Source organism: Pseudomonas sp. PAMC 25886 (assembly GCF_000242655.1).
In the GTDB taxonomy this organism is placed as follows: Bacteria; Pseudomonadota; Gammaproteobacteria; order Pseudomonadales; family Pseudomonadaceae; genus Aquipseudomonas.
This window is the reverse complement of the sequence record NZ_AHHC01000039.1, coordinates 43,748-60,695: the sequence shown is the minus strand read 5'-3', so window position 1 is coordinate 60,695 and position 16,948 is coordinate 43,748. Positions and strand designations below refer to the sequence as shown.

Below are 16,948 nucleotides of genomic sequence, written 5' to 3'. Positions count from 1 at the left end.
GAAGGCCGGTTTTTTTATGCGCGGGGTTTGGCTTCAGTCGTTGAAGTCTTCCCAGCCGCCCATCTGTTTCCAGCGGTTGACGATGCCGCAGAACAGCTCGGCCGTCTTCTCGGTGTCGTAGCGGGCCGAGTGGGCTTCACGACCGTCGAAGTCGATACCGGCGGCCTGGCAGGCTTTGGCCAGCACGGTCTGGCCATAGGCCAAGCCAGCGAGGGTCGCGGTGTCGAAGCTGGAGAACGGGTGAAACGGGTTACGTTTCATGTCCAGGCGCGCCACAGCCGCATTGAGGAAGCCCAAGTCGAAGCTGCTGTTGTGGCCCACCAGGATTGCCCGTTTGCAGCCGTTGGCCTTCAACGCCTTGCGCACGCCACGGAAGATGTCGGTCAGCGCCGCTTCTTCACTGACGGCCATGCGCAGTGGGTGATCGAGCTTGATCCCGGTGAACTCCAAAGCTGCGGCTTCGATGTTGGCGCCTTCGAACGGCTCGACGCGGAAGAAATGGGTGTGTTCCGGGAACACGAAACCCTGTTCATCCATGCCGATGGTCGTGGCGGCGATTTCCAGCAATGCGTCAGTGGCGCAATTGAAGCCGCCGGTTTCTACGTCGATAACGACCGGGAGGTAGCCACGGAACCGCTCGGCCATCGGGTGACGGGAACCGCCACCACCGCCGCCGTGTTCCTGGTCGTCGTCGTAATGGTCTTCACTCACGGGTGTTCCTCCAGCAGGCGCCAGCGCAGTGTTTCACCGGCGCGCAGCGGGATAACGGTCAGCTCGCCAAACGGCAGGCTGGTGGGGGCGGTCCAGTCTTCACGGACCAGGGTAATGCGGTCGGTATTCGCCGGCAGGCCATAGAAACGCGGGCCGTTGAGGCTGGCGAACGCTTCAAGCTTGTCCAGCGCGTTGCGTTGTTCGAACGCTTCGGCATACAACTCGATCGCCGCATAGGCGGTGTAGCAACCGGCACAACCGCACGCTGCTTCTTTGGCGTGTTGGGCGTGGGGCGCGGAGTCGGTACCGAGGAAAAATTTCTCGCTGCCACTGGTGGCGGCATCCAGCAGCGCCACCTGGTGCGTGTTGCGCTTGAGAATCGGCAGGCAATAGAAGTGCGGCCGAATCCCGCCCACCAGCATGTGGTTGCGGTTGTACAACAGGTGATGCGCGGTGATGGTCGCGCCGACGTTAGCCGAAGCCTCGGTGACGAACTGCACGGCATCGGCGGTGGTGATGTGCTCGAACACGACCTTGAGGGTCGGGAACAACTCCACCACGCGGCGCATGTGCTCGTCGATGAAGATCTTTTCACGATCGAATACATCGACATCGCCACGGGTGACTTCACCGTGGATCAGCAACGGCATGCCGACTTCCGCCATGGCTTCGATGGCCGGCAGAATCTTGTCGATACTGGTTACGCCGGAATCGGAGTTGGTGGTCGCACCGGCCGGGTACAGCTTGGCGGCGTGCACGAAACCGCTGGCCTTGGCATGGCGAATTTCTTCGGGCTGGGTGCGGTCGGTCAGGTACAGCACCATCAACGGTTCAAAGCGGCTGCCGGCCGGTCGTGCAGCAAGAATGCGCTGGCGATAGGCATCGGCTTCCGCGGCGTTACGCACCGGAGGTACCAGGTTAGGCATGATGATGGCGCGGCCAAACGTGCGCGCTACATCGGCCACGGTTTGGGGCAACGCAGCACCATCGCGAAGATGAATATGCCAGTCGTCGGGACGCAGCAGGGTCAGGCGGTCGGACATTGGGGATTCCAGGCGGGTCAATCTGGTGGGAATGCTACCGGAAAAGACTCTTGCAGGCACTCGCTATCAAGTTTTGCAGGATGCGACCGATATCCCTGGGTATGCCTTAACGATGTATGACGCCTTGATGTGTTGTAGAAACCAGTGGAGCCTCCCGTGCGCCAGCATTATCTAGCCCTGCTCAGTGTGTTCGCCAGCCTGCCCGCGATGGCCCTCACGTTCCAGACACGTCTGGAGAATATTGAGTGGAAAGTGGAGGGCGATAAATTCGAGTGCCGATTGAGCCAGCCGATCACCGATTTCGGTACGGGCGAGTTCGTACGCCGGGCCGGCGAGCAGGCGACGTTTCGTCTGAAAGCCTTTAACGGTTCGATGGGCGGCGGTTCCGCAACCCTGCTGGCAGCGGCTGCGCCGTGGCAACCGGGACGTGGTGATATCAACCTGGGTGCAGTGCGGATCGGTAGTGGCGATGTGCTGTTTAATAGTTCCCAGGCCCAGGCGGGACGCTTGTTTACCGGCCTGCTTGAAGGTCGCAGCCCGACGGTGCGTCACTATAGCCGTGAGGGTGGTTACTCCGAAATCCGCCTGTTACCGGCGAAATTCAGCAAGGCCTACAACGACTACCAAATGTGCACCACCAAGCTGCTGCCGATGAATTTCGAGCAGGTCAAACAGACCGAGGTGGGCTTCCCGGGTGGAGGCATTGAACTGGACGCGGCGGCCAAGAAAAAACTGTCGGTGATTCTCGAATTCCTGAAAGCCGACCCTACGGTCAATCACATCGAGTTGAACGGTCACTCCGACAACAGCGGAAATCGCCTGACCAACCGTGATGTTTCCCGGCGTCGTGCCCTGGCGGTGATGGACTACTTCAAGGCCAATGGCATTGAGGAATCGCAGATTACCCTGCGCTTTCACGGCGAAAGCTACCCATTGGCGCCGAACACCAACCCGGCCAACCGGGCGAAAAACCGCCGGGTGAATATTCAACTCGAACGGGTGGCAGCCCCCGAGAAACCGGCTCCACAGGCCAAAGCGCCGGGCAACGCCGCCGCCACCTCATAAGGTCCGGCGTTTCGTCGCCCGCTCGACATAATCTGTCGCTTTATCTTCATTTGCTGTCGCGCCTCTGTAATTTCACGGTTTTGGTCGGTAGAATCGACGCCTTTCCGTACAACCCCGTGGAGTGATGGCATGGCCGACGTAAACAAGGTCGTTCTCGCGTATTCCGGCGGCCTGGACACTTCGGTGATCCTCAAGTGGCTGCAGGATACTTATAACTGTGAAGTGGTGACCTTCACCGCTGACCTGGGTCAGGGCGAAGAGGTCGAACCTGCACGTGCCAAGGCGCAAGCCATGGGCGTGAAAGAGATCTACATTGACGACCTGCGCGAAGAGTTCGTCCGCGATTTCGTTTTCCCGATGTTTCGCGCCAACACCGTCTACGAAGGCGAGTACCTGCTGGGTACCTCCATCGCACGTCCGCTGATCGCCAAGCGCCTGATCGAAATCGCCAACGAAACCGGCGCCGACGCCATTTCCCATGGCGCCACCGGCAAGGGTAACGACCAGGTGCGTTTCGAACTGGGTGCCTACGCCTTGAAGCCAGGCGTAAAAGTGATTGCTCCGTGGCGCGAATGGGACCTGCTGTCCCGTGAAAAGCTGATGGACTACGCTGAAAAGCACGCCATCCCGATCGAGCGTCATGGCAAGAAGAAGTCCCCGTACTCGATGGACGCCAACTTGCTGCACATCTCCTATGAAGGCGGCGTGCTGGAAGACACCTGGACCGAGCACGAAGAAGACATGTGGAAATGGACCGTCTCCCCGGAGAACGCTCCTGACAAGGCCCAGTACCTGGAACTGACCTACCGCAATGGCGACATCGTCGCGCTGGACGGCGTCGAAATGACCCCGGCCACCGTATTGGCGACCCTGAACCGCATCGGTGGCGAACACGGTATCGGCCGCCTCGACATCGTCGAGAACCGTTACGTGGGCATGAAGTCCCGTGGTTGCTACGAAACCCCGGGCGGCACCATCATGCTGCGCGCTCACCGCGCCATCGAGTCCATCACCCTGGACCGTGAAGTGGCTCACCTCAAAGACGAGCTGATGCCCAAGTACGCCAGCCTGATCTACACCGGCTACTGGTGGAGCCCAGAGCGTCTTATGCTGCAGCAGATGATCGATGCTTCGCAGGTCCACGTGAACGGTGTTGTGCGCCTGAAGCTGTACAAGGGCAACGTGATCGTGACCGGTCGCAAGTCCGACGAGTCGCTGTTCGACGCCAATATCGCCACCTTCGAAGAAGATGGCGGCGCCTACAACCAGGCGGATGCGGCAGGCTTCATCAAGCTGAACGCGTTGCGCATGCGCATTGCGGCCAACAAGGGTCGCAAGTTGTTCTGATTGTTTTAAGTTGCAATGAAAAATGGCCCCTTTAAGGGGCCATTTTTTTTGGCCGAAAATACGCATGAAATCGTTATGGGCAATGTGATGTTTATCGTTCAGCTCAAAAAATCCATGTCCTGAAGGATGTGGAGTGGAATGTTTATGTTTTTACGGGGGCAATGTTTATTAGTTTCGCTCGATAAGTGATGCATTGTTGAAAGTGGCTTTTTTTCTTGTGTGCGGGAACTATGTACTACAGAAATTTCACTCAGAAATGTACTGCGAATATGTCGGATGCTGACATGGCTGTAGGATTTATGGAGCGTAACTAATTATGACGAATGGAACTTTAAAAAAACCGGTTTCACCCCCGAATCACAGGTTTTTCGAGGAGGCACAAGGGGTATTTGCTGAAACTTGTGTACGGCACGTTTACGCTGTCCCCGGTAATCCTGGGAATTTTCACTCAAAATATTATTGTGCTCGGAAAGTTCTGAAGGCCTCAACAAAACTGGATACCTCCGGGTTGGCGTTTTTTTGTAGGTTAAATCCGATGTCTCTGTGGGTTGGGTCTCTGCTTGCTGTTGCTTGGGGGGGAGCACTATGCCCAGCGTGAAACGACTAGGCTATTGTGCTTACTCTTAATAATTCGAACAGCGAAATTGGACTTGCCCATGAATAAAGTGCTGATCGTGGATGATCATCCCGTCATTCGTCTTGCTGTGCGTATGCTAATGGAACGTCATAGTTATGAGGTCGTTGCCGAGACCGATAACGGTGTCGATGCCTTGCAACTTGCACGGGAGCATATGCCGGACATTGTCATACTGGATATTGGAATTCCCAAACTCGATGGCCTGGAAGTTATATGCCGGCTGTCTTCTACCAAACAGGCCCATCCGTTCAAGGTGCTGGTGCTGACGTCCCAGGCGCCCGGGCATTTTTCCATGCGGTGCATGCAGGCGGGGGCTGCCGGCTACGTGTGCAAGCAGCAGGACCTCACCGAGCTGTTGAGTGCGGTCAAGGCGGTGCTGTGCGGTTACAGCTACTTCCCCAACCAGGCGCTGAATTCGGTGCGCTCCACAATGGGCAACGCCAGCGAAGCCGACATGGTCGAGCGCCTTTCCGGCCGGGAGATGATGGTGTTGCAGCAACTGGCGCGCGGCAAGACCAACAAGGAGATCGCCGATGGCATGTTCCTGAGCAACAAAACCGTGAGTACCTACAAGACGCGCTTGCTGCTCAAGCTCAACGCGCGCTCCCTGGTGGACTTGATCGAGCTGGCCCAGCGTAACGGGTTAGTGTAGATCGGCCACACATTACATACAGTCGGAAAAAAGCCTCCGCAAGGGAGGCTTCTGCTTGTCGTTGGTACGATTAGAGGTCGAAGTCGTAATCGGCCAACTGTTTTTGCAAGCGCCGCTCTTCCAGAAGGTTGTCGATGGTGCGGCGTTTGCTCAAATTGGTCTTGGCCACCTCTACCGGTGCTTCTGCTGCATCATCGTCGGATTCAGCGCCAACAACGTCGTCTTCTACATCCAGTTGTTCTTTGCCAGTGCTCATAACGTTAACTCCAGGCTAAGACTGCCGTTGGCGCTCCTTATAACGATAATCCCGGGCCTGGTAAAAAAGATTTTTTCAATCGACTCATCGATAAAAGCAATGAAGGCTCAATCGTCGGAAGTCTTTTCCTTGTATTCGCACAGGTCTTCGATGCGGCAACTGCCACAGCGCGGCTTGCGGGCCTGGCAGACGTAGCGCCCGTGAAGGATCAACCAATGGTGTGAATCCAGCAGATACGGCTTGGGAACAAACTTCATCAGTTGTTTTTCCACCTCCACCACATTCTTTCCGCGGGCGATGCCGGTACGGTTGCTGACCCGGAAAATGTGCGTGTCCACGGCCATGGTCAATTGGCGAAATGCCGTATTGAGCACCACATTGGCGGTTTTGCGTCCTACGCCTGGCAGCGCTTCCAGGGCTTCCCGTGTCTGCGGCACTTCGCTGCCGTGCAACTCCACCAGCAGCCGGCATGTCTCGATGACATTCTTCGCCTTGCTGTTGTACAGGCCGATGGTCTTGATGTACTCGGACAGCCCCTCCACCCCAAGCGCATAGATCGCCTCCGGGGTGTTGGCCACGGGATACAGCTTGGCGGTGGCCTTGTTGACGCCGACGTCTGTGGACTGGGCCGAGAGAATCACTGCGATCAGCAACTCGAACGGCGAGGAATAGGCCAGTTCGGTCTTCGGTTCCGGATTGTCTTCGTGAAGCCGGCGGAAAATTTCCAGGCGTTTTGCGGCGTTCATGGGGCGAGCGGTTCCTTGCAGACAGTCAGTGTGATTTTGAAAAATGGGCCCAGGCTTGTCGCCCGGCCAGCAACAACCCGAGCAGGATAAACCCGACGGGGGCCAACCCGGTGACAGAGCCGCTACCGATCAGCCCACGCAGTATGCCGAGGGTGATCAGCAGTGCGCCAAACAGGCCGAACAGTTGCACGCGTGCCTTGCCCTGGTCTGCTTCGAAAAAGCCCGAAAACTCCAGTAACACGCATTGAACACTGATCAGTGCCAGGTAAATACCCAGCTGTTGATATAAGGGCAACGCGAACGCTTGCAAGAGCAGTTGTACCCAACTGACCAGTGTCGCGGCGATCAGCAGGCTGGCCATCAGTTGCATACGCTCGCCGAGGCGGTTGCGCAGGGTGTGCATGCCCAGGCCATACAGCGTCACGATCAGCACCGAGAGCACCCAGAAGCCCAACGCCCTGGGCAGCGTGTCGGTCACGCCAATCAATGGCGCCAGCATCAGCGAGCGGGCCAGGGCTTTAGTCATGGGTTGACGGCTCCAACACCCGTTGGCGGTGCTCATCAAAGTAACGCAACGCATCGTGAACCCCATTGATCACCGCCCGCGACGTGATGGTCGCGCCAGCCATCTGATCGAATTGGCCGTGGTCTTTCTTCAGCGCCCAGGCGGAATCATTGGAGTCGTCTCGGGACAGTCCCTTGAATGCCGCCAGCCACGGATTGCCAGGTTCTGCGATATGCCCACCGAGGCTTGGGGTTTCCGACTGACTCAAGGTTTTTACCGCCAACAGCTTGCCGTTGTGGGAGATGGCGATCAGCAATTCTATGGGGCCGCCATAGCCATTGGTTTGCGAGCGCAGCAGCACTGCGCTGGGTTGCCCGTTCATGCTGGCGAGGTAGCCGCCCAGCAATTGGCTGTTTGCCAGTGCCTGTGGATGTATCGCGAGCGGGTGTTGCAAGGGCTGATTGTCGTAAGTGCCGACGGGGAGGATATCCAGCAAGGCCTGGCGCTGGAGGTTGTGTTGGGCTTCGCTGGCACGGTTGGCAGTCAACTGCTGCACGCCCAACGTCAGTGCGATCCCCGCCGCAGCGATCAGTAACACCGTCATCAGGCCCCGTGTGGTGTTCATGAACTCACCTCAGGCTGTCTGGGTGTTGCCAGGCGCTCAAGCGCCGGCACCGCCAGGTTCATCAGCAGCACGGCGAACGCCACGCCGTCGGGGTAACCGCCCCACGTACGAATCAGGTACACCAGCAAGCCCACGCCGACGCCGAACATCAGGCGCGCCCGCGGGCTTATCGCGCCGGACACCGGTTCGGTCACGATAAAAAACGCCCCGAGCATAGTGGCACCGCTGAGCAGATGGAACAGCGGCGAACCGTGGGAATCCGAGCCCGAACCGTTCCAGCACAACAGGCTGATAACGAACACGCTACCGAGCATTCCCACCGGCGCATGCCAGCTGAATACCCGTTGTTGCAACAGCCACAGCCCGCCCGCCAGAAAGGCCAGGTTCACCCATTCACTGCCCTTGCCGGCGACGTGCCCGAAAGCGGAGTGGCTGGCAAACAGCTCATCCATGGTCAGGCTCTTATTGATCCGCAGGGCATCCAGGGCGGTCGCCTGGGCCCAGGCATCCGGCGCATCACCTTGCACACCGAACACCTGTTGCAGGCCGGCCAGCAGGTCCATGCCGTGGGAGACGGGCCAATGGGTCATGGGTTGGGGAAAGGCCACCAGCATCAGTGCATAGCCGACCATGGCCGGGTTGAACGGATTCTGGTTGCCGCCATACAGGTGCTTGCCCAGCAATAACGCACCGGCGACGGCCCCCACGCATAACCACCACGGACAATAAGGTGGCAGCGCCAGGGCCAGCAGCGTGGCCGTGACCAGGCCGCCGAGATCGCTGACCGAACGCCCGCGCAGCCGCTGAACGCCAGCCTCCACGACCCGCGCACAACCACAAGCCAGCAATAGATTGATCAACACGCCCCAGCCATACAGCCAGAACATCGCCAGCAAGCCCGGCACGGTCGCCAGCAGCACACGCGTCATCGCGTGCTGCTGACGATCAACGGCTTCAAGCACTGGCATCGGCGCCCACCAGCGCCGCAAGCGCCTGCTCTGCGGTTTCGAAGTGCTGTTGCAGGATGATCAACTGCGACTGCTGCTCAAAGGTCGGCGGATGCCCGAACGCTTTCAGGGACTTGTGCAACTGGGCGCGGCTCATGGCCAGGTTGATCTTGGCCTTCTTCAGGGCGGCGTCCCTCGCGGCGGCTTTTTGCGCGCGAACCCGCTCAATGGCCGCCTGGACCGGGTTAACCGTGACCGCGGCCGCAGCCACGGGCGCCGCGCGCTGGGTGCGGGCCAAACGCTCGGCGAGCTTCTGTTCTTCCTCACGTTGCAGCCGCGCGTTGCGCTGTTCAAACCGCCGTCGGGCCCGGTCACGCTTGAGGTCGCGGGCCTGGCGCTCGGCATCGTTGGAGGCCAGCCCGCCGACCATCGGCAGCACCGAGGTCAACGGGCGCATCTCGATGCAATCCACCGGGCAGGGCGCGACACACAGGTCACAACCGGTGCACTCGTCGATAATCACGGTATGCATCAATTTGGCCGCCCCGACGATGGCGTCCACCGGGCAGGCCTGGATGCATTTGGTACAGCCGATACACTCTGCTTCACGGATAAACGCGATCTGCGCGGGCGCTTCGCCCCGGGAAGTGTCCAGCTCCAGCACCGGGAACTTCAGCAACTGCGCCAGGCCGGCGATGGTTTCCTGCCCGCCGGGTGGGCACTTGTTGATCGCCTCGCCCTGGGCAATGCCTTCGGCGTAGGGCTTGCAGCCAGGGTGCCCGCACTTGCCACATTGGGTCTGCGGCAGCAGCGCGTCGATACGTTGAATCAGGCTCATGGTTTGATCATTGCGTTGAAACCCAGAAAAGCCACGGCCATCAGCCCGGCGCTGATCAACGCCACCGGCAGACCCCGAAAGGGCAGCGGGATGTCGTTGTCGGCAATACGTTGGCGCAGGTCACTGAACAGGCTCAGCACCAGCCAGAAACCCAGCCCTGCGCCCAGGCTCAGAGCGGCCATGTGTGTCAGCCCTTTATCCGCTTGCGTACCCAGCAGCACCACGCCCAACACGCCGGCATTCCCCAGCAATAACAGCCATAGGCCATCGAACGGCAGCGTGGGTAACCGGCGGGCCAGGACGCTCAACAGCGGTTGGATCAACAACACCGTCACCGGCAAAAACACAAACAGCCGCAGGGGTGTCAGCGCCAGCGGCTGCAGAAGATAGTGGTCAAGCAGATACCCCAGGATGGCACTCAGCAGCATCAGCGCCGTGGTGGCGATGCCCAGCGCATGTACGCGCCGGCGTGAGTCGGCCGTGGATGCCAACACCGGGTCGACAGCCAGCGGCATCTGCAACACGAGGTTGCTGATCAGGGCTGTGCTGACAAGGGTGAGAAGCATATCGGTCATGGTCGTGCCGGGTTAAGCCAACAGAATCCGATTATCCGGCAAGCGAGGAGGGGGTACTAGCTGAAACCGCCCCATGGCCGAGACCAGGGGGCGGTTCGCAGTTTTACTTGATGCGCTGACCCGGCTTGGCGCCGCTATCCGGGCTCAACAGGTAGATCTCTTCACCGCCAGGGCCCGCCGCCATCACCATGCCTTCCGAGATGCCGAACTTCATTTTCCGTGGCTTGAGGTTGGCGATCATCATGGTCAGGCGCCCGTCGAGCTTGGACGGGTCCGGATAGGCGCTCTTGATCCCGGAGAACACGTTGCGTTGCTCGTCACCGATGTCCAGGGTCAGGCGCAGCAACTTGTCGGCGCCTTCCACGGCTTCGGCCTTGATGATCAGCGCAACCCGCAGGTCTACCGCAGCGAAGGCGTCAAAGTCGATTTCCGGCGACAATGGATCTTTCGCCAGCTCGCCATTGCCTGCCGGGGCCGCGTCGCCAGTGTCGGTCTTGCTGGCTTCGAGGTCTTCTTTCGAAGCGTCGGTCATGGCCTGGACTTTTACCGGGTCGATACGGGTCATCAGCGGCTTGAACTCGTTCAGTTGATGGTTGCTGAGCAAGGTCGCGTGGTCGTTCCAGGTCAGCGGCGGCACGTTGAGGAACGCCTCGGCGTCGGCCGCCAGCAGTGGCAGTACCGGCTTGAGGAAGATCACCAGTTGGCGGAACAGGTTGACGCCCGTGGCGCAGATGGCCTGGACTTCAGCCTGCTTGCCTTCCTGTTTGTTCAGCGACCACGGTGCCTTGTCGGCGATCCAGGCGTTGGCACGGTCGGCCAGGCCCATGATCTCGCGCATGGCGCGGGCAAAGTCGCGGGCTTCATAGGCGTCGGCGATGCTTGGCGCAGCGGCCAGGAACGCATCGGTCAGCTCGGGTGCGGCATTTTCAGCCACCAGCACACCGGCGTTGCCCTTGTGGATAAACCCGGCGCAGCGACTGGCAATGTTGACGACCTTGCCCACCAGGTCCGAGTTGACCTTCTGTACGAAGTCTTCCAGGTTCAGGTCGAGGTCGTCGACGCCACGGCCCAGCTTGGAGGCGTAGTAGTAGCGCAGGTATTCCGGCGACAGGTGGTCCAGGTAGGTGCGCGCCTTGATAAAGGTGCCACGGGACTTGGACATCTTCTGGCCATTGACGGTCAGGTAGCCGTGAACCGCGATGCCGGTCGGCTTGCGGTAGCCCGAACCTTCGAGCATTGCCGGCCAGAACAGCGCGTGGAAGTTGACGATGTCCTTGCCGATGAAGTGATACAGCTCGGCGGTGGAATCCTTGGCCCAGAACGCGTCGAAGTCCAGCTCCGGCGTGCGGTCGCACAGGTTCTTGAAGCTGGCCATGTAGCCGATTGGCGCGTCCAGCCATACATAGAAGTACTTGCCAGGTTCGCCCGGGATCTCGAAACCGAAATACGGCGCATCGCGGGAGATGTCCCACTGTTGCAGGCCGGCATCCAGCCATTCGGCGATCTTGTTGGCCACGGCATCCTGCAGGGTGCCGCTGCGGGTCCAGGTTTGCAGCATTTGCTGGAAATCCGGGAGCTTGAAGAAGAAGTGCTGGGAATCCTTGAGCACCGGGGTGGCGCCAGAGATGGCCGACTTCGGATCCTTCAGGTCGGTAGGCGCGTAAGTGGCGCCGCATTTTTCGCAGTTGTCGCCGTACTGGTCTTCAGTGCCGCATTTCGGGCAGGTGCCCTTGATGAAGCGGTCGGCCAGGAACATTTTCTTTTCCGGGTCGAAATATTGGGTGATCGAACGCGTGGCAATGTGCCCGGCGTCTTTCAAGCGCAAGTAGATCTGGCTCGACAGCTCGCGGTTTTCGTCGGAGTGGGTCGAGTGGAAGTTGTCGAAATCCACCAGGAACTCGGCAAAGTCGGCGCTGTGTTCAGCCTGGACGTTGGCGATCAGTTGTTCCGGGGTGATGCCTTCCTTCTCGGCGCGCAACATGATGGCCGAACCGTGGGCGTCGTCCGCGCAGACATAAATGCATTGGTTGCCGCGATGCTTCTGGAAGCGCACCCACATATCGGTCTGGATGTACTCAAGCATATGGCCAAGGTGGATGGAACCATTGGCATAGGGCAGGGCGCTGGTGACGAGGATCTTGCGTGGCTCGGACATGGGGCTCGGCTACTTGATGAAACGGAGGTCGGCCACTATAAAGCGCCGGGAAATTTATTTCACCCCGTGCGGCTGTTTCAGGATTTTCCCGGCGGCCGAAAGCGTGCCGTTGAAGCGCTGGAACGGTTAGGATAGCCGCCTGTTTTAGTCAGTCTTTTTTCGGGAGTAGCCCATGAGCGCCGTCAATCGCGCAGCGGTGGAAGCCGTTCTTCGCCAATACACCGACCCCTACCTGAACCAGGACCCGGTCAGCGCCGGGTGCGTACGGGCCATCGACGTGCAGGGTGACAAGGTTTCGGTCCAGCTTGAGCTGGGCTATGCCGCCGCGCTGTTCAAGAGCGGCTGGGCGCAGATGCTGCAAATGGCCATTGAAGGCCTGGACGGCGTCAGTTCGGCCAAGGTCGACATCCAGTGCGTGATCGCCCCGCACAAGGCCCAGGCGCAGATCCCGGGCCTGGCCAACGTCAAGAACGTGGTAGCCGTGGCCTCCGGCAAGGGTGGCGTGGGCAAATCCACCACCGCGGCCAACCTGGCCCTGGCCCTGGCCCGCGAAGGCGCGCGCGTCGGCATTCTCGACGCTGACATCTATGGTCCCAGCCAAGGCGTGATGTTCGGCATCGCCGAAGGCACCCGGCCGAAGATCAAGGACCAGAAATGGTTCGTGCCGATCGAATCCCATGGCGTGGAAGTCATGTCCATGGCCTTCCTGACCGACGACAACACGCCGATGGTCTGGCGTGGCCCGATGGTTTCCGGCGCGTTGCTGCAACTGGTCACCCAGACCGACTGGGGCAACTTGGACTACCTGGTGATCGACATGCCGCCGGGTACTGGTGATATCCAGCTGACCCTGGCGCAGAAAGTCCCGGTGGCCGGCGCGGTGATCGTTACCACGCCGCAGGACCTGGCGCTGCTGGATGCCCGCAAGGGCGTGGAGATGTTCCGCAAGGTCAACATCCCGGTACTGGGCGTCGTGGAAAACATGGCGGTGCACATCTGCTCCAACTGCGGCCACGCCGAGCATCTGTTCGGTGAAGGCGGCGGCGAAAAGCTGGCGACCCAATACGGAGTTGAACTGCTGGCGTCGCTGCCCCTGTCCATGGGGATTCGTGAGCAGGCTGACGGCGGCAAGCCAACGGTCGTAGCCGAGCCCGATGGCCAGATTGCCATGGTCTACCAGGAACTGGCTCGTCACGTCGGGGCGCGGATTGTCCTGCAGGAAGCCGGGGCCCAGGCGATGCCGACCATCACTGTCAGCGACGACTGATCCACCGGATGGGAAAAAAGCCTCGACTGTGTCGGGGCTTTTTCTTGTCTGGCGAAAACTCAAGGGTCACTTGTTACCCGTTTACGTAATTGCTGGTGTAAGCATTCACTTACTTTTTCGTAAGCGTTTGGGTTTTTTCGCCGGTGCGGACGTCTCGAATCGGCTGCTTATATTTCTATCTAATTGAAATATAACAATTATTTATTCGTGTCTGATTATCGAAACCTGTAGTCCAGCGATTTGGATCCCGTTGAACTTCCTCGGGAACTCTCTAAGATCAGCCCTGTGTCCACGGATTGACACAGTCATCACGGAACGATGATTCAGGGAACCTCGCAGGATGCGATTCATCAGGACGATGAAAAGGAACACAGGGACTAGGGAAAAAATGTGGGCGGGTCATACCGCCCCTTTTTTTTGCCTGTAGAAAAGTGAAACCCGCCCCGCAGAAATGCAAAAAGGCCCGCAAGGGGCCTTTTGGAGGGCATCGACGCTATCAGCGCTCGAGGTCTGCAATCTTGCCTTTTTTGCCATCCCACTCTGCCGCGTCCGGCATCGGGTCTTTGCGCTCAGTGATGTTTGGCCAGATTTCCGCCAGCTCAACGTTCAACTGAATAAATTCCTGCATCTCTGCCGGGACTTCGTCCTCGGAGAAAATCGCGACGGCCGGGCATTCTGGCTCACACAGGGCGCAGTCAATGCACTCGTCCGGGTGGATGACCAGGAAGTTCGGGCCTTCGTAGAAGCAGTCCACCGGACACACTTCTACGCAGTCGGTGTACTTGCACTTGATGCAGTTGTCGGTGACGACGAAGGTCATTTCTAATTCTCTCCTCAGGCGGCGGCAGCGAAACCCTTTGTGGCAGGGCTCGCGAGGTTCGGGAGCGATAGTCTGCAGGCCAGGCTAAAAGCCCGCAGCATCCCAAACCGCGCGAGAGTCTACCAGCTTGCAAGCGTCTGCGTTATATCCGAGTCTTAAGTGCATATAACATTTCGAGCGCTTTTCGCGGCGTCAAGTCGTCCAGGTCAAGTTTAGCCAACTCATCCAGTACCGGGTGAGGCAGGCTGGCGAACATGTCGCTCTGGTGCGGCGTGCTCGGTTTGTTGCTGGCTTTGGCCGGGCTGGCCACGGGAAGCTCGTGGGGCAGGGCGGTTTCTTCCAGGCGGCTCAGGTGCTCGCGGGCACGGGTGATCACTTCAGCCGGCACACCGGCCAGTTGTGCCACGGCCAAGCCGTAACTCTGGCTCGCGGGGCCGGGCAGCACGTGGTGCAGGAACACGATGCGCTCGTTGTGCTCGGTGGCATTGAGGTGCACGTTGGCCACCAATGGCTCGTTTTCCGGCAGCACGGTCAGCTCGAAGTAGTGGGTCGCAAACAGCGTATACGCCCGCAGGTGCGCCAACCGCTCGGCTGCGGCCCAGGCCAGGGAAAGCCCGTCGAAGGTGCTGGTGCCGCGGCCCACTTCGTCCATCAGCACCAGGCTGCGTTCGGTGGCGTTGTGCAGGATGTTGGCGGTTTCGCTCATTTCCACCATAAAGGTCGAACGGCCACCGGCCAGGTCATCGCTGGAACCGATCCGGGTGAAGATGCGGTCCACCAGGGACAATTCGCAACTGGCTGCCGGCACGAAGCTGCCGATGTGGGCCAGCAGCACGATCAATGCGGTCTGGCGCATGTAGGTGGATTTACCGCCCATGTTCGGACCGGTGATCACCAGCATGCGGGTGTCGTCGTCCAGCGACAGGTCGTTGGCGACGAACGGCGTGGTCAACACCTGCTCCACCACCGGGTGGCGACCTTGCACGATACGCATGCAAGGCTCGCTGACAAACCGCGGGCAGTTCAGGTCAAGGTTCAGGGCACGCTCGGCCAGGTTGCTCAGCACATCCAGTTCGGCCAGGGCGGCGGCGGTGTCCTGCAACGGCGCCAGCTTGTCGATCAAGCTTTCCAGCAACGCTTCATAGAGCATCTTCTCCCGAGCCAGGGCGCGGCTTTTCGCTGACAGCGCCTTGTCTTCGAACTCTTTCAGTTCCGGGGTGATAAAGCGCTCGGCGCCCTTGAGGGTCTGGCGGCGCTGGTAGTCGATCGGCGCCTGCTCGGCCTGCTTGCTCGGCAACTCGATAAAGTAGCCGTGCACGCGGTTGTAGCCGACTTTCAGGTTGGCCAGGCCCGTACGGGCTTTTTCACGGGCTTCCAGGTCGATCAGGAACTGCCCGGCGTTCTCGCTCAGGGATTGCAGTTCGTCCAGCTCGGTGTCGTAACCGGTCTTCAACACGCCACCGTCACGGATGATCGCGGGCGGGTTGTCGATGATGGCTTTTTCCAGCAGCGCCGCCAGATCCGGGTAGGTGCTGGTGGTGACGGCCAGCTGTTGCAGGTGTGGCGCTTCCAGCTCGGTCATCGCCGCTTGCAGTTGGGGCAGGGCGCCCAGCGCGTCCCGCAGGCGCGCCAGGTCACGGGGCCGTGCGTTACGCAGGCCGATCCGTGCGAGGATCCGCTCGATATCGCCGATTTCCTTGAGCTGCGGTTGCAGCTTTTCAAAGCGATAGCGGTCCAGCAGGCAAGTAATGGAGGTTTGACGGGCTTGCAGCACCGTCAAATCCCGCAGCGGGCGGTTCAACCAGCGAGTCAGCAACCGGCTGCCCATGGCGGTCTGGCAACGGTCGACCACCGATTGCAGGGTGTTGTCGCGCCCGCCGGCCAGGTTGGTGTCCAGTTCCAGGTTGCGACGGCTCGCGCCGTCCAGCACCACAGTGTCGTCCAGGCGTTCATGACGCAGGCTGCGCAAGTGCGGCAGGGCGGTGCGCTGGGTTTCCTTGGCGTAGCTGAGCAGGCAACCGGCGGCGCCGATGGCCAGGGTCAGGGTTTCGCAACCAAAGCCCTTGAGGTCTTGCACGGAGAATTGCTGGCACAGGCTTTTCAGCGCCGAATCGCGCTCGAAATCCCACGGCGCGCGGCGCTTGGTCCCACGACGACGTTCCGCCGGCAGGTCCTTTGGCCAGTCATCCGGAATCATCAGTTCCACCGGGTTGACGCGCTCCAGCTCCGCCAGCAGGTTTTCCCAGCCCTTGATCTCCAGCACCGTGAAGTTGCCACTGGTGATATCCAGCACCGCCAGGCCGAACAGCCGCTCGTCCCCCAATACCGCAGCGATCAGGTTATCGCGACGCTCATCCAGCAGCGCCTCATCACTCACCGTGCCCGGGGTAATGATGCGCACCACCTGACGTTCCACCGGGCCCTTGCTGGTAGCCGGGTCGCCGATCTGCTCACAGATCACCACCGACTCGCCCAGCTTCACCAGCTTGACCAGATAGCCTTCCAACGAATGATAAGGAATCCCGCACATCGGAATCGCCTGCCCGGCCGACTGCCCGCGCGCGGTCAGGGTGATGTCCAGCAACTTGGCGGCCTTCTTCGCATCTTCATAGAAGATCTCGTAGAAGTCGCCCATGCGATAGAACATCAACTGATCAGGGTGCTGGTTTTTCAGGCGCCAGTACTGCTGCATCATCGGGGTGTGGGAGGACAGATCGGAGGTGTTTTTACTCATTGGATAGTTAGCAGATTCGTTGAAA

The 16,948-nt window shown here is 59.8% G+C and carries 15 protein-coding genes and 1 pseudogene; 4 read left to right on the top strand and 12 right to left on the bottom strand.

Annotation, left to right across the window (positions count from 1 at the left end):
* Nucleotides 1-33: 33 nt before the first annotated feature.
* On the bottom strand, nucleotides 34-711 hold the full coding sequence (rnt, locus tag MUM_RS0112670) for a ribonuclease T (protein WP_010170149.1): 678 nt from the start codon (nucleotides 709-711) through the stop codon (nucleotides 34-36).
* Complete coding sequence (gene pyrC, locus MUM_RS0112665) at nucleotides 708-1,754, bottom strand: dihydroorotase (protein ID WP_010170148.1); 1,047 nt, start codon at nucleotides 1,752-1,754, stop codon at nucleotides 708-710. The genes rnt and pyrC overlap by 4 nt, the downstream gene beginning before the upstream one ends.
* A gap of 156 nt (nucleotides 1,755-1,910) precedes the next feature.
* Here pyrC and MUM_RS0112660 point away from each other — a divergent pair, with 156 nt between their 5' ends.
* From MUM_RS0112660 to MUM_RS0112650, 3 genes are all read left to right on the top strand, one after another.
* Nucleotides 1,911-2,819 carry a flagellar protein MotY gene (locus tag MUM_RS0112660; RefSeq protein WP_010170147.1) on the top strand — a complete coding sequence of 303 codons (909 nt, stop codon included), beginning with the start codon at nucleotides 1,911-1,913 and terminating at the stop codon, nucleotides 2,817-2,819.
* Nucleotides 2,820-2,948: 129 nt separating this feature from the next.
* Nucleotides 2,949-4,166, top strand: coding sequence for an argininosuccinate synthase (locus MUM_RS0112655; RefSeq protein WP_003208700.1), 1,218 nt, complete (start codon nucleotides 2,949-2,951; stop codon nucleotides 4,164-4,166).
* A gap of 656 nt (nucleotides 4,167-4,822) precedes the next feature.
* The gene (locus MUM_RS0112650) at nucleotides 4,823-5,455 is read left to right on the top strand and encodes a response regulator transcription factor (protein ID WP_003208698.1); all 633 of its coding nucleotides are present in this window, start codon (nucleotides 4,823-4,825) and stop codon (nucleotides 5,453-5,455) included.
* A 70-nt stretch (nucleotides 5,456-5,525) separates the two neighbouring features.
* Here MUM_RS0112650 and MUM_RS0112645 read toward each other — a convergent pair whose 3' ends face one another.
* The 8 genes and pseudogenes from MUM_RS0112645 to metG form a co-directional block, all read right to left on the bottom strand.
* Nucleotides 5,526-5,711, bottom strand: a complete 186-nt coding sequence (locus MUM_RS0112645; RefSeq protein WP_003208696.1) for a PA3496 family putative envelope integrity protein — start codon at nucleotides 5,709-5,711, stop codon at nucleotides 5,526-5,528.
* Between the two features lie 107 nt (nucleotides 5,712-5,818).
* Nucleotides 5,819-6,457: an endonuclease III gene (nth, locus tag MUM_RS0112640; RefSeq protein ID WP_010170146.1), complete on the bottom strand. Its 639-nt coding sequence runs from the start codon at nucleotides 6,455-6,457 to the stop codon at nucleotides 5,819-5,821.
* A gap of 25 nt (nucleotides 6,458-6,482) precedes the next feature.
* Nucleotides 6,483-6,983 carry an Rnf-Nqr domain containing protein gene (locus MUM_RS0112635; RefSeq protein ID WP_010170145.1) on the bottom strand — a complete coding sequence of 167 codons (501 nt, stop codon included), beginning with the start codon at nucleotides 6,981-6,983 and terminating at the stop codon, nucleotides 6,483-6,485.
* Entirely contained in the window at nucleotides 6,976-7,587 is a 612-nt protein-coding gene (locus MUM_RS0112630; protein ID WP_010170144.1) for an RnfABCDGE type electron transport complex subunit G, read from the bottom strand. Before MUM_RS0112630 ends, MUM_RS0112635 begins: the two co-directional genes overlap by 8 nt.
* Nucleotides 7,584-8,555, bottom strand: coding sequence for an RnfABCDGE type electron transport complex subunit D (locus tag MUM_RS0112625; protein ID WP_010170143.1), 972 nt, complete (start codon nucleotides 8,553-8,555; stop codon nucleotides 7,584-7,586). Before MUM_RS0112625 ends, MUM_RS0112630 begins: the two co-directional genes overlap by 4 nt.
* 1 nt (nucleotide 8,556) lies before the next feature.
* A pseudogene (gene rsxB / locus MUM_RS0112620) lies at nucleotides 8,557-9,372 on the bottom strand (electron transport complex subunit RsxB); the annotation flags it as partial.
* Complete coding sequence (locus MUM_RS0112615; RefSeq protein WP_010170140.1) at nucleotides 9,369-9,947, bottom strand: Rnf-Nqr domain containing protein; 579 nt, start codon at nucleotides 9,945-9,947, stop codon at nucleotides 9,369-9,371. The gene MUM_RS0112615 and the pseudogene rsxB, both read right to left, overlap by 4 nt.
* A 103-nt stretch (nucleotides 9,948-10,050) precedes the next feature.
* On the bottom strand, nucleotides 10,051-12,102 hold the full coding sequence (gene metG / locus MUM_RS0112610) for a methionine--tRNA ligase (protein ID WP_010170138.1): 2,052 nt from the start codon (nucleotides 12,100-12,102) through the stop codon (nucleotides 10,051-10,053).
* A gap of 172 nt (nucleotides 12,103-12,274) precedes the next feature.
* Here metG and apbC point away from each other — a divergent pair, with 172 nt between their 5' ends.
* Nucleotides 12,275-13,369 (top strand): iron-sulfur cluster carrier protein ApbC, encoded by a 1,095-nt coding sequence (gene apbC / locus MUM_RS0112605; protein ID WP_010170136.1) that lies wholly within the window; start codon nucleotides 12,275-12,277, stop codon nucleotides 13,367-13,369.
* Between the two features lie 496 nt (nucleotides 13,370-13,865).
* On the opposite strand, the gene fdxA is transcribed toward apbC, so the two are convergent.
* Together fdxA and mutS are read right to left on the bottom strand one after the other, a co-directional pair.
* A complete protein-coding gene (gene fdxA, locus MUM_RS0112600) occupies nucleotides 13,866-14,189 on the bottom strand; it encodes a ferredoxin FdxA (RefSeq protein ID WP_003208688.1) in 324 nt (107 codons plus the stop codon).
* Between the two features lie 142 nt (nucleotides 14,190-14,331).
* The gene (gene mutS / locus MUM_RS0112595; RefSeq protein WP_010170132.1) at nucleotides 14,332-16,923 is read right to left on the bottom strand and encodes a DNA mismatch repair protein MutS; all 2,592 of its coding nucleotides are present in this window, start codon (nucleotides 16,921-16,923) and stop codon (nucleotides 14,332-14,334) included.
* Between the last annotated feature and the right edge of the window lie 25 nt (nucleotides 16,924-16,948).